This window comes from Winogradskya humida, from assembly GCF_016862215.1.
GTDB lineage: Bacteria > Actinomycetota > Actinomycetes > Mycobacteriales > Micromonosporaceae > Actinoplanes > Actinoplanes humidus.
The window spans coordinates 128,727-148,882 of the sequence record NZ_BOMN01000108.1; the positions used below are offsets into that span (position 1 = coordinate 128,727).

The 20,156-nt window shown below is 70.0% G+C and carries 15 protein-coding genes and 1 pseudogene; 3 read left to right on the forward strand and 13 right to left on the reverse strand.

Going from position 1 to position 20,156, the window contains the following annotated elements:
* Positions 1 to 5: 5 nt before the first annotated feature.
* The 10 genes from obgE to Ahu01nite_RS37330 form a co-directional block, all read right to left on the reverse strand.
* A complete protein-coding gene (gene obgE / locus Ahu01nite_RS37285; protein ID WP_203841430.1) occupies positions 6 to 1,502 on the reverse strand; it encodes a GTPase ObgE in 1,497 nt (498 codons plus the stop codon).
* A gap of 142 nt (positions 1,503 to 1,644) precedes the next feature.
* The gene (rpmA, locus tag Ahu01nite_RS37290) at positions 1,645 to 1,917 is read right to left on the reverse strand and encodes a 50S ribosomal protein L27 (RefSeq protein WP_203841431.1); all 273 of its coding nucleotides are present in this window, start codon (positions 1,915 to 1,917) and stop codon (positions 1,645 to 1,647) included.
* 12 nt (positions 1,918 to 1,929) lie between these two features.
* A complete protein-coding gene (rplU, locus tag Ahu01nite_RS37295) occupies positions 1,930 to 2,244 on the reverse strand; it encodes a 50S ribosomal protein L21 (RefSeq protein ID WP_203841432.1) in 315 nt (104 codons plus the stop codon).
* 178 nt (positions 2,245 to 2,422) lie between these two features.
* Positions 2,423 to 2,962, reverse strand: a complete 540-nt coding sequence (locus Ahu01nite_RS37300; protein WP_203841433.1) for a hypothetical protein — start codon at positions 2,960 to 2,962, stop codon at positions 2,423 to 2,425.
* A 153-nt stretch (positions 2,963 to 3,115) separates the two neighbouring features.
* On the reverse strand, positions 3,116 to 6,352 hold the full coding sequence (locus Ahu01nite_RS37305; protein ID WP_203841434.1) for an Rne/Rng family ribonuclease: 3,237 nt from the start codon (positions 6,350 to 6,352) through the stop codon (positions 3,116 to 3,118).
* 132 nt (positions 6,353 to 6,484) lie between these two features.
* Positions 6,485 to 7,225 carry a TIGR03936 family radical SAM-associated protein gene (locus Ahu01nite_RS37310; protein ID WP_203841458.1) on the reverse strand — a complete coding sequence of 247 codons (741 nt, stop codon included), beginning with the start codon at positions 7,223 to 7,225 and terminating at the stop codon, positions 6,485 to 6,487.
* A gap of 49 nt (positions 7,226 to 7,274) precedes the next feature.
* Positions 7,275 to 9,233 (reverse strand): TIGR03960 family B12-binding radical SAM protein, encoded by a 1,959-nt coding sequence (locus Ahu01nite_RS37315; RefSeq protein ID WP_203841435.1) that lies wholly within the window; start codon positions 9,231 to 9,233, stop codon positions 7,275 to 7,277.
* Between the two features lie 20 nt (positions 9,234 to 9,253).
* Complete coding sequence (locus tag Ahu01nite_RS37320) at positions 9,254 to 9,601, reverse strand: STAS domain-containing protein (RefSeq protein ID WP_203841436.1); 348 nt, start codon at positions 9,599 to 9,601, stop codon at positions 9,254 to 9,256.
* Positions 9,598 to 12,054 carry a SpoIIE family protein phosphatase gene (locus tag Ahu01nite_RS37325; RefSeq protein WP_239159452.1) on the reverse strand — a complete coding sequence of 819 codons (2,457 nt, stop codon included), beginning with the start codon at positions 12,052 to 12,054 and terminating at the stop codon, positions 9,598 to 9,600. Before Ahu01nite_RS37325 ends, Ahu01nite_RS37320 begins: the two co-directional genes overlap by 4 nt.
* Before the next feature lie 53 nt (positions 12,055 to 12,107).
* Positions 12,108 to 12,842 carry an alpha/beta fold hydrolase gene (locus Ahu01nite_RS37330; protein WP_307794679.1) on the reverse strand — a complete coding sequence of 245 codons (735 nt, stop codon included), beginning with the start codon at positions 12,840 to 12,842 and terminating at the stop codon, positions 12,108 to 12,110.
* A 269-nt stretch (positions 12,843 to 13,111) separates the two neighbouring features.
* Between Ahu01nite_RS37330 and Ahu01nite_RS37335 the strand changes: the two genes are divergently transcribed.
* Positions 13,112 to 14,818, forward strand: coding sequence for a hypothetical protein (locus Ahu01nite_RS37335; protein ID WP_203841439.1), 1,707 nt, complete (start codon positions 13,112 to 13,114; stop codon positions 14,816 to 14,818).
* Positions 14,819 to 14,853: 35 nt separating this feature from the next.
* On the forward strand, positions 14,854 to 16,323 hold the full coding sequence (locus Ahu01nite_RS37340; RefSeq protein WP_203841440.1) for a cryptochrome/photolyase family protein: 1,470 nt from the start codon (positions 14,854 to 14,856) through the stop codon (positions 16,321 to 16,323).
* Here the strand turns inward: Ahu01nite_RS37340 and Ahu01nite_RS37345 are convergent.
* The 3 genes from Ahu01nite_RS37345 to ndk all read right to left on the reverse strand — a co-directional run bounded on the left by Ahu01nite_RS37345 (position 16,320) and on the right by ndk (position 19,153).
* Entirely contained in the window at positions 16,320 to 16,976 is a 657-nt protein-coding gene (locus tag Ahu01nite_RS37345; RefSeq protein WP_203841441.1) for a lysophospholipid acyltransferase family protein, read from the reverse strand. The genes Ahu01nite_RS37340 and Ahu01nite_RS37345 overlap by 4 nt on opposite strands.
* 127 nt (positions 16,977 to 17,103) lie before the next feature.
* On the reverse strand, positions 17,104 to 18,699 hold the full coding sequence (locus tag Ahu01nite_RS37350) for an alkaline phosphatase D family protein (protein ID WP_203841442.1): 1,596 nt from the start codon (positions 18,697 to 18,699) through the stop codon (positions 17,104 to 17,106).
* Positions 18,700 to 18,733: 34 nt separating this feature from the next.
* Entirely contained in the window at positions 18,734 to 19,153 is a 420-nt protein-coding gene (gene ndk, locus Ahu01nite_RS37355) for a nucleoside-diphosphate kinase (RefSeq protein ID WP_203841443.1), read from the reverse strand.
* A 155-nt stretch (positions 19,154 to 19,308) separates the two neighbouring features.
* Between ndk and Ahu01nite_RS37360 the strand changes: the two are divergent.
* A pseudogene (locus Ahu01nite_RS37360) lies at positions 19,309 to 20,156 on the forward strand (glyoxalase/bleomycin resistance/dioxygenase family protein); the annotation flags it as partial.

Genomic DNA, 20,156 nt, shown 5'->3' on the forward strand with positions numbered 1-20,156 from the left:
GCGGATTACTCCCCGTCGTCCTCGTCCTCTTCGACCAGCACCGGCTTCTTCGACATGGAGATCGTCGACACCGTGCCGTCCTCGGACATGTGCAGCAGTTCGTCGTCCGAGCGGACCCGGCGGGCCTTGCGGGCCGCGAGCCGCTGGGCGGCGCTGGCGCGGTTGATGTCTTCCTCGAGGCGGCTGTCCGAGCCGCGCGGGCCGCTGATGTACTCGCCGGCATTGGGCTGCCAGTCGAAGTCGAAGTCGGCGATGCGGACCGGGTCGCCGGCCTGCGCGCCCTTCTTGCCCAGCGCCGCCTCCACACCGAGCCGCTCGAGACGGTCGGCGAGGTAACCGACGGCCTCGTCGTTGTCGAACATCGTCTGCCGGATCCAGCGCTCGACCTGGATGCCGCGGACGATCCAGACGCCCTCGCCGTTCTTGTCGATCGTGAAGCCCTTCTCGTCCACGGCGCGGGGCCGGACGATGGCCCGGCTCGGCTCGATGGGCGGGGCGGCGAGGCGGTTGTTCTCCACGGCCTCGGCGAGCGCGTAGACGAGGTCCTTGAGGCCCTCGCGGGTGACGGCGCTGACCTCGAACACCTGGTATCCGCGGGCCTCCAGGTCGGGGCGCACCATCTCGGCGAGGTCGCGGCCGTCCGGGATGTCGATCTTGTTCAGGACGACCATGCGCGGCCGGTCCTCGAGCCCGCCGTACGCCGCCAGCTCCGCCTCGATGGCGTCCAGGTCGGCGATCGGGTCGCGTTCGACCTCCAGCGCCGCCGAGTCGAGCACGTGCAGAAGGACCGAGGTGCGCTCGATGTGGCGCAGGAACTCCAGGCCCAGCCCCTTGCCGGTGGCCGCGCCCGGGATCAGGCCCGGCACGTCGGCGACGGTGAAGGTCTTCTCGCCGGCCTGCACCACGCCGAGGTTCGGCACCAGCGTGGTGAACGGGTAGTCGGCGATCTTCGGCTTGGCCGCGGAGATCACCGAGATCAGCGACGACTTGCCGGCCGACGGGAAACCGACCAGGCCGACGTCGGCGACGCTCTTGAGCTCGAGCACGACGTCGAGGCCCGCGCCGGGCTCACCGAGCTCGGCGAAACCGGGAACCTTGCGACGGGTGTTGGCCAGCGACGCGTTGCCACGCCCGCCCCGGCCGCCCCGGGCCACCTCGAAGGTCGAGCCCTCGCCGATCAGGTCGGCGATGACCTCGCCCTCGGGGTTCAGCACGACGGTGCCGTCCGGAACCTTCAGCTCCAGGTCGCCACCGTTGCCGCCGTCGCGGTTGGCACCGGCGCCACCGGCGCCGTTCTGCGCCTTGATGTGCGGGCGGAAGTGGAAGTCGAGCAGCGTGTGCTGCTGGGCGTCGACGACGAGCGTGATGCCGCCGCCGTGGCCGCCGTTGCCCCCGTCGGGGCCGCCGAGGGGCTTGAACTTCTCGCGCCGAACGGAGACACAACCGTGCCCGCCATCCCCTGCCTGCAGATGCAGTACGACCCGGTCGACGAACGTAGCCACTTCAGATCTCCCACTTCGACGCAAATGTCTCCGCAAGGAGAACGCTCGCGAGTCACAACCTATGCCCGGAAATACGGCAGCGGGCCGAGGACCTCAGAAGGTCCACGGCCCGCTGTAATGCTGTGGTGCGCTGCGACGCTACTTACTCGGCCGCAGCAGCGGCCGCGACCGGCACGATGCTGATGGTCTTGCGGCCACGGGTGTGACCGAAGAGCACGTTGCCGGGGGCGAGCGCGAACAGCGTGTCGTCGCCACCGCGGCCGACCAGGTCGCCCGGGTGGAACTTCGTGCCACGCTGGCGGAGGATGATCTCGCCGGCCTTGACGAGCTCGCCACCGAACCGCTTCACTCCGAGCCGCTGGGCGGCGGAGTCACGGCCGTTACGAGAGCTGGAGGCACCCTTTTTGTGAGCCATGGCGGTTCGTCCCTACTTCTTGTTGGAGATGCCGGTCACCTTGACGAGCGTCAGCGGCTGGCGGTGCCCCTGGCGCTTGTGGTAGCCGGTCTTGTTCTTGAACTTGTGGATCCGGATCTTCGGACCCTTGGTGTGATCGGCGATCTCGCCGGACACCGTCACGTTGGCAAGCTTGGCAGCGTCGGTCACCAGGTTGTCACCGTCGACGAGGAGAACCGCGGCGAGCTTCAGCGAGTCGCCGGGCTTACCCGCGAGCTTCTCAACCTCGATCACGTCGCCCTCGGCAACCTTGTACTGCTTGCCGCCGGTCTTGACGATCGCGTACATCGACGCGGACTCCCTGAGACTTGCGCAGCGAGAAAAATCCACTGCTTGGCGGATGTAACCGGCTCCCGGCGCCAAAGGTCGCGCACGGAAACTTGAACTACATGAAAAATCAGCGCCGAAAAAGCGCCGTTAGATAGCGTACTTCATCAGCGGCTTGATGCTCAAACCGGGGAGAAGCTCAGGAGGTGCCGCAGGCCTTCGAGAGGGTTTCCTGCAGCCCCGCGAGCTTCTCTGCGTCCAGTTTACGCACGTCGCCCTTCAGAGTCGAAACCTGCTTCCCCATCGCGGTCAGCGCCTTCTTCAGCGCGGGGTCGCTGGTGAGCTTCGCCATGTCCGCCAGGGCGTACGAATAGTTCTCGACGTCCCGGGTCGTCTTCTCCTGCGCCTTGGTGACCGCGTCGGCGTCCTGGGCGGACTGGGCGTCGATCAGCAGCTTGACGTCGGCGGCGAAGTTGCGTGCCGCCTCACCGCCGGTCTTGGCCGCCTGCGTGCAGATGGCGGCGGTGTCGCCCTTCAACGCGGCGTCGCCACCCTTCGACGAGGAGGTCCCCGCGGATGCGGCAGAGGTGGCCTCAGGCGCGCTGGTGACCACGCCCACGGGGGAGGAGGCGCCGGCAGGCGCGGGGGCCGCTGCGGGGTCGTCGGAGTCGTCGGAGGAACAGGCACCGAGCAGGAGAAGAGCACCGCTGAGAGCGGTGACACAGAGAAGGCGTCGCATGGGGATTCCGGGCTCCTGGTGAAAGGGGGATGAGCGAGGAGGCCCCGAGGGTAGCCGACATAGATCGCCGGATATGAAGTCGGGCGGCCCCAGCAGGAAGAACCTGCCCGGACCGCCCGATCTCAGCGTGCTTTCAGCTCAGTGCCCGCACCATCAGGGACGGGTACGCCGCCGCGAGCCACCGCGACGCGACCGGCGGCGACCGCCGGCTCCCGCGCCCACCGGCTCGTCGTCGTCCTCTTCCTCGTCACCCGCGGCGTCCGGGTCGTCGTTGCTGGTCAACTGCAACGGCTCCGCAAGCTCCGCCGGCTCCGAGGGGTACGCGGACCCGTAGCGCGACAAGTCGTACCCGCTGATGTCGTATTCGTCGTCGGCGTTGTTGCCGTTCGCCGCCGGAGCCGGGGGCTGGATGACCCCTGAACCGACCGGACGCACGGCACCGGACTCCCTCGGCGGGATCCCCGCGGTCTCGGCCGCCGGGTCCTCCAGGGTCAGGTCCGAAGGCGCCTCGACCTCGAACTCCTCGACGACGGCGTCGACCGGCGCCGGATCGACCAGCGCAGGCTCGACCAGCGCAGGCTCGACCGGCGCGGAGTCGCTGTTGCCTCCGCGGCGACGCCGGGACTTGGTAGCCGGCTGTGCCACAGGGGCCTCGGTGCGCTGAACCTCGACGCGGGGTGCCGCAGCGGCGACCGCCTTGACCTGGCTGCTGGCCGCGCCCACGGGACGCTTCTCGGTCACGGGCTCGGTGTGGATGACCACACCGCGGCCCTTGCAGTGGTCGCAGGTCTCGCTGAACGCCTCGAGCAGGCCCGCGCCGATGCGCTTACGGGTCATCTGGACCAGACCCAGCGAGGTGATCTCGGTGACCTGGTGCTTGGTACGGTCCCGGCCCAGGCACTCGGTGAGCCGCCGCAGCACCAGCTCGCGGTTGCTCTCCAGCACCATGTCGATGAAGTCGATGACCACGATGCCGCCGATGTCGCGCAGCCGGAGCTGGCGCACGATCTCCTCGGCCGCCTCGAGGTTGTTCCGGGTGACCGTCTCCTCGAGGTTGCCGCCGGCACCGGTGTACTTACCGGTGTTGACGTCGACGACCGTCATCGCCTCGGTGCGGTCGAACACGAGGTGACCGCCCGAGGGCAGGAACACCTTGCGGTCCAGGCCCTTGAGGATCTGCTCGTCGATCCGCTTGTCGGCGAAGACGTCGCCGGTGCCGGTGTAGCGGTGCATCCGCTCCACGAGGTCGGGCGACACCGAGTCGAGGTAGTTCTCGAGCTCGCCGTACGCCTGGTCGCCCTGCACGATCAGCTCGCGGAAGTCCTCGTTGAAGAGGTCCCGGACGACCCGGATCACCAGGTCGGGCTCCTCGGAGAGCGCGGCGGGCGCGTGCCCCTCGGCGGCCTTGGCCTGGATGTCCTCCCACTGCGCCTGCAGTCGCTTGACGTCGCGGGCGAGCTCGTCCTCGCTGGCACCCTCGGCCGCCGTGCGCACGATGACACCGGCGCCGTCGGGCACGAGCTTCTTGAGCACGTCCCGCAGGCGCTTGCGCTCGTTGTCGGGCAGCTTGCGGCTGATGCCGGACGCGTTGCCGTTGGGCACGTAGACCAGGTGCCGGCCGGAGAGCGCGATGTGGCTGCTCAGCCGGGCACCCTTGTGCCCCATCGGGTCCTTGGTGACCTGCACGAGCACGGAGTCGCCGGAACGCAGCGCCTGCTCGATCGAGCGCGCGCGCCCCTCGAGCCCGGTGGCGTCCCAGTTGACCTCACCGGCGTACAGAACGGCGTTGCGGCCCCGGCCGACGTCGACGAACGCCGCCTCCATGCTGGGCAGCACGTTCTGGACCTTGCCGAGGTAGACGTTGCCGACCATGGTCCCGGAGGTGGTCCGCGACACGTAGTGCTCGACCAGGACGCCGTCCTCGAGCACGGCGATCTGGATCCGGTCGGGCTTCTGCCGCACGACCATGACCCGGTCGACCGCCTCGCGGCGGGCCAGGAACTCCGACTCGCTCAGGATCGGCGGCCGGGTCCGGCGCTGCTCACGGCCGTCGCGCCGGCGCTGCCGCTTGGCCTCGAGCCGGGTGGACCCCGAAACACCCTGGACCTCATCGGCGGTACGCCGGGGCTCGCGCACCCGCACGACGGTGTGCACGCCGTCCTCGACGCCACCGGTCTCGGTGTCCCCGGAGCCCTTGCGACGCCGGCGGCGACGCCGGCGGGTGACCCCGTCGCCCTCGTCGTTCTCGTCGTCCTCGCTGTCACCCTCGGCCTCGGCGTCGGACTCAGCGGTCTCCTCGCCGTCGGCTCCGGCGATCTCGCCCTCGTCGCCCTCGTCGGACGGGCCCTTGCCCCGCCCGCGGCCACGACGACCACGGCGGCGACGCCGACGGCTGACGCCGTCCTCGTCCTCGTACTCCTCGGAGCCGTCCTCGACGTCGTCGGCGCTCTCGTCGGGGTCGTCGATCAGGGCCTCGGTCACCTCGGCCGAAGCGGCGGGAACCTCGACGGCGACCTCGTCGGCGTCGGCCGCGGCGGAACCCCGGCGGCGGCGACGGCTCTTGCGGACACCCTCCACGGGCTCCTCGTCGGCGGAGGCCGCGACGGGCTGGGTGGTGCTGGTCTCGGGCGCCGTGCTCTCGGCCTCGTCCTCGATCGGGGCGGCCGGAGCCGCGGCGACGGGGGCGGCGGTGGAACCGCGGCGGGTGCGCCGGGTGGCGGGCTCGGCCTCGGCCTCCGGCGGCATGAACAGGACCGCCGGCGGCAGCGCGGCCTTGCGGCGGCGGCTGCGCGGGGCGGCATCGTCCTCGATGAGCTCGCCGTCGAGCGGCAGCACGGCGATGACCGGCACGGGCTCGACAGGCGTCTCTTCTTCGGCCAGGGGCTCGTCCTCGGCAGGAACTTCGACGACCGGCGGCACCTCTGCCACCGGCGTCTCGGCAACTGACACCTCGGCAACCGGCACCTCGGCAACCGGCACCTCGGCTGCGGGAACGTCCAGGCCGGGGATCTCCTCGGGCGCGGCGGCGGCCGGGACGGCCTTCTTCCGCGCACGACTGCGAGTGGCCTTCACCGGGGCCGGAGCGGCAACCGGCTCGGCATCGCTGAGCAGGCTCTCCGCGACGGCAGCGGGGTCCTCGGCAACAGGCGTCTCCGCGGCGGCGGGGACGGCCTTCTTCCGCGCGCGACTGCGGGTGGCCTTCACCGGGGCAACGGGAGCTGCCTCGGTCTCGCCGGCTTCGGCGTCAGGTGCCTCCTCCGGGGCGGCAGCCGCAGCGGCTTTCCGGCGGGGTGCACGCACACGGCGAGCAGGTGCGGTGGTCTCGGCGGCATCGACGGGAGGAGCAACTGCCTCGTCCCGTTCACCGCCCTGGGGCTCGTTTTCGAGCATGGGGCGCTCTCCAGTTCTGGCGGCCCCGGGCGCGGGTGAGCGCTGCCACGCAGGGTCGCCGCAAGTTTTTCGGTCCCGGCCCTCATCGGACGGGCTGCCGAAGTCTGCCAACGCGGGCGCCGTCCGAACCGGCTAGCGCCCTCCGATGGTGGCGTCCTCGCGATCCGCGTCCAACGGATCGACGATCTCTCCCTGCGAGGTAAGCGAGCCTTGGGCCAGCCGGGTCACCCTGGGGGGCACCGGCGGCTCCAGGCCGGCCACCACACGCAGGCCAGACATGACGTCATCGGGTCGAACGGCGGGAGTGACCTGCCGGACGACAAGGTCGATTATCGCACACGGTGCCGCGTTGGCCCCGGAAGGTGCGCCAGACTCGTTGGTCACAGTGAAGAAAGCAACCGGATTACGGGCGTCGAACTCCCGCTTCCCCTGCTTCGTCATGCGTTCCACCAGCACTTCTTCGGTCGCGAGGAAGGCGGCGACCGCCTCGGCAGCGACCTGCGTCTCAACCTGAGGAAGTTCGATTCGCCACTTGGACGCGTCGATGCGGTCGGCGAGGCTGCCGCCGCCCTCGGTCGCGACCACGGCGTCCAGCACGTCCAGGCCGGGCGAGAGCGCCGCATCCAGGGCCACCCGCAGCTGAGCCGCGTCGACCACGGTCTGCAGGCCGATCTCGAGATATTCGGCCTCGCTGCCGACGCCGGTGGGCGCCGCACTCGCGTACGAAATCTTGGGGTGGGGGGTGAAGCCCTGCGAGAAGGCGATGGGTACGCCCGCCCGCTTCAACGCGCGCTCGAAAGCCCGCGCGAAGTCCCGGTGCGAGGTGAAACGCAGCGGTCCGCGCTTCGCGTAACGAAGGCGGATCCGCTGCACGACCGGGGCCTGACCGCCCACGGGCTGGTTCTTGGCGATGGTCTTTTCCTTAATGCGTGTGCGCGGCGGCCGGGGTGCGCAGGCCGGCGACGGGGGTCAGGGGCAGCAGCTTCTTGCCGGTGGGGCCGATCTGGATCTCGGTGTCCATCGACGGGCAGACGCCGCAGTCGAAGCACGGGGTCCAGCGGCAGTCGTCCTGCTCGAACTCGCTCTTGGAGTCCATCCAGTCCTGCCACAGCCAGTCCTTGTCGAGACCGGAGTCCAGGTGGTCCCAGGGCAGGACCTCGAGCTGCTCGCGCTCGCGGGTCGTGAACCAGTCGAGGTCGACGCCGAACTCCGGCAGGACCTCGGCGGCGGAATCGACCCAGCGGGCGTACGAGAAATGCTCGGACCAGCCGTCGAAACGCTGGCCTTTGTCCCAGGCTCGCCGGATTACCTTCCCGACCCGGCGGTCACCGCGCGACAGCAGGCCCTCGATCAGCGACGGCTCGCCGTCGTGATAGCGGTAACCGATCGCCCGGCCCAGCGACCGGTCGCTGTTGATCTCCTGCTTGAGCATCCGGAGCCGGTTGTCGATGACCTCCGGGCGCTCCATGGCGGCCCACTGGAACGGGGTGTGCGGCTTCGGCACGAACGCGCCGATCGAGACCGTGCACTTGATGTCCTTGGTGCCGGTGGCGAGCCGACCGGCCTTGATCACCTCGTGTGCCATCCGGCCGATCTGCAGCACGTCGTCGTCGGTCTCGGTGGGCAGCCCGCACATGAAGTACAACTTCACACTGCGCCAGCCGTTCGTGTACGCCGTGACGACCGTCCGGATCAGGTCCTCCTCGGTCACCATCTTGTTGATGACCTTGCGGATCCGCTCCGAACCGCCCTCGGGGGCGAAGGTGAGCCCGGTCCGCCGCCCGTTGCGGGACAGCTCCTGGGCCAGGTCGATGTTGAAGGCGTCGACCCGGGTCGAGGGCAGCGACAGCGAGACGTTGGTGTCCGCATACTGCTCGGCCAGGCCGGAGCACATGTCACCGATCTCGGAGTGATCGGCGCTGGAGAGCGAGAGCAGACCGACCTCGGAGTAGCCGGAATACTCCAGGCCCTCCTTGATCATCTGGCCGACGGTGGTGATCGAACGCTCCCGCACGGGGCGGGTGATCATGCCTGCCTGACAGAACCGGCAGCCCCGCGTGCAACCGCGGAAGATCTCCACGGCGTAGCGCTCGTGCACCGTCTCGGCGAGCGGGACCAGCGGCTTCTTCGGGTACGGCCACGCGTCGAGATCCATGGTCGTGCGCTTGTTGACCCGGAACGGCACGTCGGGCCGGTTGGGCACCACCCGCTGGATCCGGCCGTCGGGCAGGTAGTCCACGTCGTAGAAGCGCGGGACGTAGATGCTCTCGGTGCGCGCGAGCCGCAGCAGCAGCTCGTCACGGCCACCGGGGCACCCCTCGGCCTTCCACTCCCGGATGATCCCGGTGATCTCGAGGACGGCCTCCTCGCCGTCGCCGAGCACCGCGGCGTCGATGAAGTCGGCGATCGGCTCCGGGTTGAACGACGCGTGCCCGCCGGCGAGCACGATCGGGTCGTCGATGCCCCGCTCGGCGCTGTCCAGCGGGATGCCGGCCAGGTCGAGCGCGGAAAGCATGTTGGTGTAGCCGAGCTCGGTCGCGAATGACAGACCGAGCACGTCGAAGGCCTTGACGGGCCGGTGCGCGTCGACGGTGAACTGCGGGACGCCGTTCTCCTTCATCAGCGCTTCGAGGTCGGGCCAGATCGCGTAGGTCCGCTCGGCGAGCACGTCTTCCTGCTCGTTGAGCACCTCGTAGAGAATCTGGACGCCCTGGTTGGGCAGGCCGACCTCGTAGGCGTCGGGATACATCAACGCCCAGCGCACGGTGGTGGAGTCCCAGTCCTTGACGACGGCTCCGAGCTCGCCGCCCACATACTGGATCGGCTTACTGACCCTGGGCAGCAGCTGCTCGAGCTGCGGAAAGACTGACTGGACGCTCATGGGGCTCCAGGGTACGCGGTTTACCCGCCCAACTCGTCCGCGGCCCGCTCCAGATCGGTGGCCAGCAGGTCATCGCGGAAAGCGCACAGCTTCAGCGTCATCCGTGCCGCACCGGTCTCCCCGACCACGAGCCGGATCGGCGTGCCCGCCTGGTCAAGATCACCGACGAGCGCGTCGAGCAGGCGCACCCCGGCGCTGTCCAGGAAAGAGACGGCCGTCAGGTCGATGAGCACGGCACCGCTGCGGCCGGTGTGCCGCACGATCTCCCTCCCGATCTCCGGGGCATTGGCCAGGTCGATCTCGCCCGCGAGCCGGACCAGGTCGGCCGTGCCCATCTTGGCGAAGGTCACCCATTGCTGATCGGTCATCGCGCCTCCCGGCGGGTACGCCGCATCGTGACGGTCGTGCCGTCCCTGCGGTCGAAGTTCACCTGGTCCATCACCTGGCGGATGAGTCGCAGCCCACGACCGCGCGACACCTCGCCGGTCGGGCCCTTCCAGTTGCCGCGGTCGGTCACCTCGACCTCGATCGCCGCGGCGGAGATCGTCGCGGTCACGTCCACGATGCCGAACGGGTCGTTGCGATACCCGTGCTCGATCGCGTTCGCGACCGCCTCGGAGCAGGCCAGCAGCACCGCCTGGGTACTGTCGTCGTCGACGTCGTGCGAGACCAGCCACCCCCGGAGATCTTTCCGGAGCAACGCGATCTGTACGGGGTCCGCGCCGATCGACCGCTCCAGCCGGTCCTCCGTGCCGAGCGAGAGGCACAGCAGGCACACGTCGTCGGGATGGTCCCCGCCGACGAGCGTCTGCGCCAGCCCCTTCGTCAGCCCGGGCAACGGGGAGTCACGCCGCCCCGCGTACGTGCGGGCGAGCACCTCGAAGCCCTTGTCGATGGGCCGGGTGCGGCGCTCGATGAGCCCGTCGGTGTAGAGCAGCAGGCGGCTGCCCGGCGACAGCGGCACCCGGTGCTCGATGCGCGCGGTGCTGCCGGCCCGGGAACCGATCGCGCCCGAGCGCCCGTCGAGCAGGTAGCGCGGGGAGCCGCCCGGCTCGGTCAGCAACGGAGGCAGATGACCCGCACACGCGTACGTCATCTCATTGGTCGTGAGATTGATCTCCGCGTAGGCGACCGTGGCCATCCGCGCCGACTCGACCCGGTCGACGAAGCGGTCGAGCCGTTCGAGCAGCCGGGCCGGTCCCGCCTCGGCGGAGGCCAGCGCCCGGATCGCACTGCGGAGCTGACCCATGGTCGTGGCGGCGTCGATCCCCCGCCCGACCACGTCCCCGACCACCACCGCGAGCTTGTCCGGCGTGATCAGGAAGGCGTCGAACCAGTCGCCGCCGACCTCCAGATCCTGCGCCGCGGCCTGGTAGTGGGTCTCGACCGCGAAGCGCGGATCGCTGGGCAGGTCCCCGGCGAGCAGGCTGCGCTGCAGGGTCCGGGCGATGGCCCGCTCCTGCTCGTAGAGGCGGGCGTTCTCCAGTGCCAGCCCGGCGCGGTCGGCCAGGTCGCTCAGGAAGGCGGCTTCGGCAGCAGCTGTACGCCGGCCGGGCGCCATCCGCAACGCCAGCGTCCCGAGCACCTTGCCGCCCGCGGTCAGGGGCAGCACCGCACAGTCGGGATCCGCCCCGACATCGGTGAACTCTGCTTTGCCGTTGGCGACCACGATCGCGACGCGCTCGGCGAGCCGCACCTGGTCGGGCGCGGGCCCGCCGGCGTCGGCGAGCAGACCGGCCGGGCCGATCTGCAGGCGCACGGCGGCCCACTCGGCGATCGCCGGCACCAGCCGCTCGACCAGGTTGCGGGCGCGTGGCATCAGCCGGTAGGGCTCTTCGAGGGCGCGTGTGGTCTCGGCGAGGAACATGGCGCGGGCCTCCCGGCGGCCCGCGTCGTCGTAGAGCCGGGCCCGGTCGAGCGCCTGCCCGGCCTGGTGACCGAGCAGCCGTACGACGCTGAGCTCCGGATCGTCGAGCACGCGCTCCTCGGTGAACCCGAAGCTGAGCACGCCGAGCACCTCGGCGCCGATCGTCTCCCCGGCGAACCCGGTGGTCAGCGGCAGCAGCACGACGGATCGGACGCCGGTGCGCCGCATGGTGTCGGCGAGCTCCGGAAAATGCTCCTCGGCCTCGGCGATCGTGGGCACGGCGTGCAGGCTTCCCCGGCGGGCCACCTCGGCGACCGGACGTGAGGAGGAGCACGGGATGTCGTCGCGTGCGGGACCGTCCGGGTTGGTGCTGGCGACCGCGGTCAGCTGGTCCCGGTCGGGATCGATGAGCCAGACGTTGCAGAACGCCGCGTCGAACGCGGCCGCGGGCGCGCGCACGACAGCAGCGGCGACCTCCGCCGCACTCGGCGCAGCCGAAAGCTCCGCGACCACCTGCTGCAGCGCTCGCACCCGCAGCTCGGAGGCCTCGGCGGTGCGCCGCGCCTTCAACAGCTCCATCTCGTAGCCACGACGCTCGGTGGCGTCGAAGACCATGGTCCGGATGGCCCGGGGATGACCCGCGGGGTCCCGCCCGAGCACGGAGTTGACCAGCGTCGGCAGCCGGCGCCGGTCGGCACAGACCACGTCGAAGGCAACCTCGTGCACGTCGCCCTGCATGGACAGCAACGGCGCGTAATGCGTCTCGTGATAAATCTTGTCACCCGGACTGAGCAGGTCACGGAACCGTTTCCGGCCGACCAGCTCGGAACGCTCGTAACCGGTCCAGGCGAGAAACGTCTGATTGACCCTGACGATCGTCCCATCGGGCAGTGTCGTCAGGTAACCGCAAGGGGCGTGCTCATACAGATCGCCCGGATCCTCTTCCCATGGCACGCGCAAGTCCTGGGACACTTCCGGCACATCACCGCCGCTTTCCGCCATAGCTCTCAGATGTAGCCCTTGATAGCGGCGACCGTCTCGGCGGGCGCGCTGAGGTTCGGGCAATGCCCGGTCGCGTTCATGGCCACCAGTGTGCTCCCTCTCAGATGCTCGTGAACATAGTCACCGACCTCCGCGGGAGCGATCACGTCATCGGTGCACTGCAAGATCAAGGCGGGCGTACGCAGTTTGGGCAGGTCGTCGCGGTTGTCCGCCGTGAAGGTCACGAAGGCGAACTTCCTGGCGATCTCCGGATCGGTCGCACAGAAGCTGTTGGTGAGCTCCGCACCGAGCTCCGGCCGGTCCGGATTGCCCATGATGACCGGTGCGATCGCGCTGGACCAGCCAAGATAGTTGCTGTCGAGCGACGCGAGCATCTCCTCGACATCGGTCTTGGCCCACCCGCCCACATAATCCCCGTCGTCGATGTAACACGGCGACGGTCCGATCAGGACAAGCTTGGCGAACCGCTGCGGCTCCCGGATCGCGGCGAGCACCCCGATCATCGCGCTGACCGAGTGCCCGACAAAAATCACATCCCGCAGATCAAGGTCGTGAATGATCTCCAGCACATCGGAGGCGTACCCCTCGAGATTCGAATACCGTTCATCCTCGTACGCCCGGAGATCCGATTTCCCGGAACCCACATGATCGAAGAGCACCACCCGATGCGTCCCCGCGAACTCAGGCGCCACATAACGCCACATGTTCTGATCGCACCCGTATCCATGCGCGAAGATCATCGGCTGCCCACCAGGCGGCCCCTCCACACTGATGGCATGTCGCTGAGTCGTATTCATGTCCGGATCACCACCGGGTCACCATACGACTCCACACGGTCTCGCACATCGCCCCCGCTGTCCGTCTTTCAGCGACGTTTTTCTCCAGATTCCGCCTCCCTTCGATGTCACGCTGATCGATAGCCCCGATCACCAGCACCCGGAGAACTGGCACACCCCCTCTAACCTGGGCAAGAACACCAGGCCGCGCCGAGGAAGGGAGACCGACACCGATGACCACCCCCCACCCGGACCCCGACCCCACGGCTGCCGCACCAAAAGCCGAGACGGACCCATCCCCCAATCCCCCCGAACCGCCCACCGCCCCGGTCTCCCCTGCCGCGGTCTCCCCCGCCCCGGTCTCCCCGGCCACGGCTGCCAACCCGCCTTCTGCCACCGCTGCGGCGCAGAGCGAGACTCCCGCGCAGAGCGAGACCTCCGCGCAGAGCGAGACCTCCGCGCAGAGCGAGACCTCCGCGCAGAGCGAGACCCCCGCGCAGAGCGAGACCCCCGCGCAGAGCGAGACCGCGGCCGCCGAAGACACCGCGGCCGCCAAAGACATCGCGCCCTCCGTGGATGAGGCCGAGCCTGCGACGGCGGCGATCGAGGAAGCCCCGCCGCGCTGGAGCGGCTCCGCGGCGGTGCCCGCCCACGTACCGAAAAAATCCCGCTGGGCCCGCCGGATCCCCGAGGACCTGGCCCCCGCAGCCGACCCCTGGCCGGCCCACGACCCCTGGCCGGACCACGACGACTGGCCGACCATGCCGGCGGTCGACCCCTGGGCGGACCACGACACCCCGATCGACGTCCTGGCCCCCTTCCCCGAGGCCATGCCACCCACCCGCATCGACCCCCCGGCCGCCCTCCCCCCGACCCGGCTGGATCCCCCGGCCGCCCTCCCCCCAACGCGGCTGGACCCCCCGGCCGCGCTTCCTCCCACCCGCATCGACCCTCCGGCACCCTCGGCCTGGGTCCCCCCGCCAACCCCGCCCACATCCCAGGCCCACCCCCCGGCCACCCAGCGCGCACCAGGCCAGCCGCCGACGAGCCAGCCGCCAACCAGCCAGCGCCCGACCAGCCAACCCTCGGCCAGCCAACCCCCGACCACCCAGCGCCCGGCCACGCCGCCGCCAGCCTGGGCCCCGCCTGCGCCCGCACCCCAGCCCACCGCCCCGGCCCAGGCCCCGGCTGAGTCCGCCCGAGCACGCAAGCGCCGCGAAAAGGCGGCCGCCAACCGCGTCCCGGTCCAGCCCCGCACCCCACCCCAGCCCGCACCACGCCCCCAGGCCCCAGCCCGCCCCCAGGCCCCAGCCCGCCCCCAACCCCCGCGCTCCGCATTCCCGAAACCCCGGCGCAAGCGTTCCTGGGGCCGCCGGTTCCTCAAGTTCGCCGTGCTCGGCTCGCTCTGCTGCTGCGGCATCCCGTACTACTTCATGTCCCCGATCTCCCAGCAGTTCCCGGTCGCGGCTTCCCTGCCGCAGACCGTCGGCGATCTCGATCTGCGGGCCGATCCCGACGGGCAGAGTGCGGTTGACCGGTTGACCGACGATCTGCAGGGCACGGCGCTGATCGGGGCGAAGCCGTTCGCCGGTGTGTATTCGGACAACGACGGGAAACGGGTCACGATCTTCGGGACGACCGGGTTGCGGCTGCGGGCGGAGGCTGATGTCGAGTCCGAGCTCGAGCATCTGGCCGGGGAGTACCAGATCAGCAAGATTCAGGCGTACGACATGGGTGTCAGTGGGGTGCACGAACGCTGCGGTGTCGGACGGTCCGACGGCAAGTCGGTGGTGGTGTGTGCCTGGGCCGATCTCGGCAGCCTGGCCACGGTGGTATTCACCCGCCGTTCGGCGGACGACAGCGCCCAGCTGACCAGCGACCTGCGCACCGCGATCCTGAACCCGCGTTTCAGCACCGCGAACCTGGACGGCCTCGTATGACCGGGGAACAGCACAAACCCTGGTAGAACGGCACCATGACGAGGCGCTGGTTGTTCGCCGACCAACTCGGCCCGCACTTTCTCGACGAGCCCGGACAGCCCGTGCTGCTGGTCGAGTCCAAGGCCGTCTTCCGCCGCCGCGCGTTCCACCGCCAGAAAGCCCACCTGGTGCTCTCGGCGCTGCGCCACCGCGCGGCCGAATTGAAGGACCAGGCTCATCTGGTACGCGCGGAGACGTACGCCGAAGCCGTCCGCGCGACAGACAGCCCCCTGAGTGTCTGCCACCCGACGTCCCGCGGCGCCCGGGACCTCGTCCGCAGGCTCGGCGTGGAGGTGCTGGCACCGCGCGGCTTCGCCACCTCCCCGCAGGACTTCACTGCCTGGGCAGCGAGCCGGCGTGGCCTGCGCATGGAGGACTTCTACCGGGACGCCCGCCGGCGGCACGGCATCCTCATGGAGGGCGCCGAGCCGGCCGGTGGCAGCTGGAACCTCGACGCGGACAACCGGGAGCCACCTCCGCGCGGCGCCCGGCATCTCGACGTCCCCGATCCTCCCGCCATCACGGAGGACGAGATCGATCACGGCGTACGCGAAGACCTTGATCGGTGGCAGCGTGACGACGGCATCGAGTTCATCGGCCGGGACGGCCCCCGGATGTTCCCCGCGACCCGGCGGGAGGCGCTGGCCCGGCTACGGCACTTCGTTACGCACCGACTGCCGATCTTCGGTCCCTACGAGGACGCGATGCTGGCCGGTGATCCGCTGATGGCGCACAGCCTGCTCAGCGCCCCGCTCAACCTGGGCCTGCTCGACCCCCTCGAGGTCGTGGAGCGGGCCGAGGCCGCCTACCGGTCCGGGGCAGCGCCCCTGAACAGCGTGGAGGGCTTCGTCCGGCAGATCATCGGCTGGCGTGACTTCGTCTGGCACCTGTACTGGCACTTCGAACCCGGCTACCACCGCTCGAACAAGCTCGGTGCGACAACCCCGCTGCCGAAGTGGTTCGCCGAGCTGGACGCGGACGCCGTGGAGGCCCGCTGCCTCTCGGACGTGCTCGCCGGCGTACGCGACCGGGGCTGGGTGCATCACATCCCGCGCCTGATGGTCCTCGGCAACTACGCCATGCAGCGCGGATGGCGTCCCGGGGCGATGGCGGACTGGTTCCACCGGGCGTTCGTCGACGGCTACGAGTGGGTCATGACCGCGAACGTCGTCGGCATGAGTCAGTACGCGGACGGCGGCCGGATGAGCACCAAGCCGTACGCGGGCGGCGGCTCCTACGTGAACCGGATGAGCGACTACTGCGGCGGCTGCCGCTACGACCCCAAGGTGCGCGTCGGCGAGAAGGCGTGCCCGTTCACGGCGGGCTACTGGGCCTTCCTCGAACGCAACGAGGCGGCGTTGAGCGGCAACCACCGCATGGGCCAGCCGCTGCGGGGCCTTCACCGGCTGACCGACCTGGACGCGCTGGTCGAGCAGGAGAAGGCCCGTGGCAGCCGAGCGCCCTAGGCCTCTTCGCGCTTGGGTGCGTAACGCGGCACGTACTCCTGGCCGGTCAGTTTCTGGATCTCGCCCATCACCTCGTCGGTGAGGGCGCGCTGCGAGCTGCGGTCGTCGGGGCGGCCGGCGGTGTCGATCGGCTTGCCGAAGCGCACGGTGACCTTGCCCTTGCCGAGCTTGGGCAGCATCTGCCCGATCGGCTGGACCTTGTCGGTGCCGAGCATGCCGACCGGGATGATCGGTACGCCGGCCGCGATCGCCAGCCGCGCCACGCCCGTCCGCCCGCGGTAGAGCTTGCCGTCCGGTGAGCGCGTCCCCTCGGGGTAGACGACGACCAGGTCACCGGCCTTCAGCACCGGGATCGCGCCGTCGAACGCCGCCAGCGCCGCACGGCCGCCCGCGCGCTCGACCCTGATCGCGCCGAGCCCGGTCATCAGGAACTTCGAGAACGGCCGCTCGAAGTACTCCTCCTTGGCCCAGAACGCCAGGTGGCGGGGCACGACGGAGCCGAGGAAGAGCTCATCGGCGACGGACAGGTGGTTGCCGGCGAAGATCGCGCCGCCGGTCGCCGGGATGTTCTCCAGGCCTTCGACGTGCGGCCGCCAGCCGACCGTCATCGCGGTTCCGACTGTGAGTTTGCCGATCGAGTAGAGCAGCGGCAACGTGTTCCTCCGGCGGGGACTGCAGTGGTGGGGGCGGTAGGACATTATCCGACGCCGGAGCCGGACCTGCTGGCGAGCATGGGTGCCAGGCTCGGCATTTACGCAAATACCGAACCTGGCGGGCGCTTTACCGGTGTCCGCGGGGCGCCGCGAGCGTCGTGTTCCAGAGCGAAACCCCGTCCCGGTCCCGCAGATCGACCCGCAGTTCACCGGTACGCCCGTCGATGCGTACCTCCCCGAAATGCTGGAAGCCCTCCGCCGGCGAAGCGTTGGCGACCGGCGGGGTGTGAATGAACGCGGTGTCGGGCCCGAACGTCGCGTCGAGGGCATTGGGCCCGAACGCGCCCGCGTGCGCCGGCCCGGAGACGAACTCCCAGAACGGCGTGAAGTCCTGCACCGCCGCCCGCGCCGGGTCGTAGTGGTGCGCCGCGCTGTAGTGCACGTCCGCGGTCAGGAACACGATCCCGGTCACGCCCGCCCGGTGCGCGGCCCGCAGAACCTGAGCGAACTCCAGCTCACGGCCCTTGGGAGCACCCGGATCACCCTGCGCCACACCCTCCTGGGCGGTCCCGCCGTCCGGCACCACGATGCCCAGCGGCAGGTCGTTGGCGATGACCTTCCAGGTGGCCTTCGAGCTCTTCAGGCCGCTGATCAGCCACTCCCGCTGCGCGGTGCCGAGGAGACCACGGTCCGGGTCCGCGTACGTGTTGCCGTCGTTGACGTCCTTGAAGGTCCGCATGTCGAGGACAAAGACGTCCAGCAACGGCCCGTGCGAGATCTTGCGGTAGACCGGCCCGCTCGCCGAAGGGATCGGAACCCATTCGTGGTACGCCTGGTGAGCGCGAGCGGCGAGCACATCCACCCGCTTCTCCGTGTAGCGAGCGTCGTCCAGGATCTCGCCCGGGTACCAGTTGTTCAACACTTCATGGTCGTCCCACTGGTTGATCTGCGGGACCTCCGCGGCGAACGCCTTGTAAGCATCGTCGAGCAGGTTGTAGGCGTACTGACCGCGGTATTCCTTGAGGGTCTCGGCGACCTTGGACTTCTCCTCGGTCACCAGGTTCCGCCAGATCCGCCCGTCGGGCAGCGTCACCTGCTCGGCCAGCGGCCCGTCCGCGTACACGGTGTCCCCGCTGTGCAGCAGGAAGTCCGGCCGCCGCCGGCGCATCGACTCAAAGATCTTCAGCCCACCGTACGCGGGATCGATGCCCCACCCCTGCCCCACCACATCACCGGTCCACACGAACGACACGTCCTGCTTCCGGGTCGGCGCGGTGCTCAGCTCCCCCCGCACCGGAACACTGAACAGTCCGGGCCGGTCCAGGCTCTCCACGCGTACCGAATAGAACAGCCGCTCGCCCGCCGGAAGCCCGCGCAAACGCACCTTGCCGGTCAAATCCGTCTCAGGCGTAAGAATCGGCCCCCGCACCCGCCGAGCCCCCTTCAGATCAGGCCGCCGGCTCACCTCCACCCACATCCGCCCCGGCCGATCAGCTCGCGTCCACACGATCGCCGACTCAGTCGTCGCGTCCCCGCTCTGCACCCCGTGACTGATCACCGGCCGCGCCGCACCCAGAGTTAGGTTGTGTGCAATTAAATTGTGCACAACCTTTTCGTCCGGCAAGGATGCCGGGACGGCAAGGGCCGGCACAGCCGGGAGGGCGCTCAGCACCCCACCGGCCAGACCGGCCCGCAGAAGATTACGTCTGTCGATCAAGGTCATGACGGAGGTCTATCCCTCCGACATGAATCCCGGGTTAGAGGTTGGGGAACCAGAGGGCAAGCTCGTGCTTCGCGCTGTCCGGGCCGTCGGAGGCGTGGACCAGGTTCTCCCGGTTGGACAGCGACAGGTCACCGCGGATCGTGCCGGCGGCGGCCTTGCGCCCGTCGGTGCTCCCGATCATCTCGCGGACCACGGCGATGACCTCGTCACCGGAGAGCACCAGCGCGGCCAGCGGACCACTGGTCATGAATTCCTTGAGCGGCGGGTAGAAAGCCTTGTCCACGTGCTCGGCGTAGTGCTGGTCGGCCAGCTCGGCGTCCATGGTGCGCAGCTCGAGCGCCTCGATCACGAGACCCTTGCGCTCGAAGCGGCCGAGGATCTCCCCCAGCAGGCCGCGCCGCAGCGCATCGGGCTTGATGAGCACGAGCGAGCGCTCGACGGCAGGGGTGGTCACTGGCGATGCCTCCTGAACAGCTTGACACGCCGGGGTTCGGCGTTTGCCGAGCTTATCGGTACCGGAATTCGCCCCCGTGCCCTTCCCCCGGCTCGGCACTTTCCACCCGTGAGGCCGCTACGTAACCTCATGGGTAATTCCCCAGGAGGTCCACAGTGGCGAACCCCAACGGCCGGCCGGTCGCTCCGGCCCGCAAACTCGTGGCCGCGGTGGTCGGCACCATCGCGGTCTTCGTGATGCTGTTCGGCCTCGGCATGACCAGCTGGGCCATCGTCGCGCTCGGCGTGGCGATGCTGGCCCTGGCCATCGGCGTAGGACTCGTCAACGTGGCCCGCCGCGGCGCCCGTGCCTGGGTCTCCGGAAACGCGCAGGTCAAGGCCATCTCCGACCGCCCGGCCACGGCCATCTACGGCCGCGCCGAGCTCCGCATCCTGATCATGGCCCCCGGCCTGCCCAACGAGGAGGTCACGGTCCGCGACCCCCGCGTCCCCGTGGCGAAATGGCCGCTGCCCGGCGACATCCTCCCGATCACGGTCGACGTCGACGACATGCGCCGCGTGAAGATCGACTGGGACGACGCCGAGACCCGCGCCGCCACGGTCACCAACGGCCCGCCCCCCTTCTACGAGGAAGACCTCCCGGACGACGACCTCCTCGGCGGCGAACCAGAACCACCCCCGTGGGTGACCCGCGACCGCCAATGGGGCCGCGGCCCGGAGGAACCCCCGCCGCCGCCCCCCACCCCCCGGGAAGCGGGCGACGACGACATCCCCCTCCCCCCGCCCCCACCCCAGGTGATAGTCCGCGACGCCCCCGGCGGCCCCATCCTCGAAGGCCAACTGGTCGGCACCGAGGACGAGTACGCCCACCAACTCCCCCAACGCGCCCGCACCGCCACAGCCACAGCCCCACCCCCGGCCCCCACATCTCCCCCCGCCCCCACCGCTGCAGCCTCAGAAGCCCCGCCACGCCGTCGCGCCCGGCCCAGCCCCCGCCCCCGCCC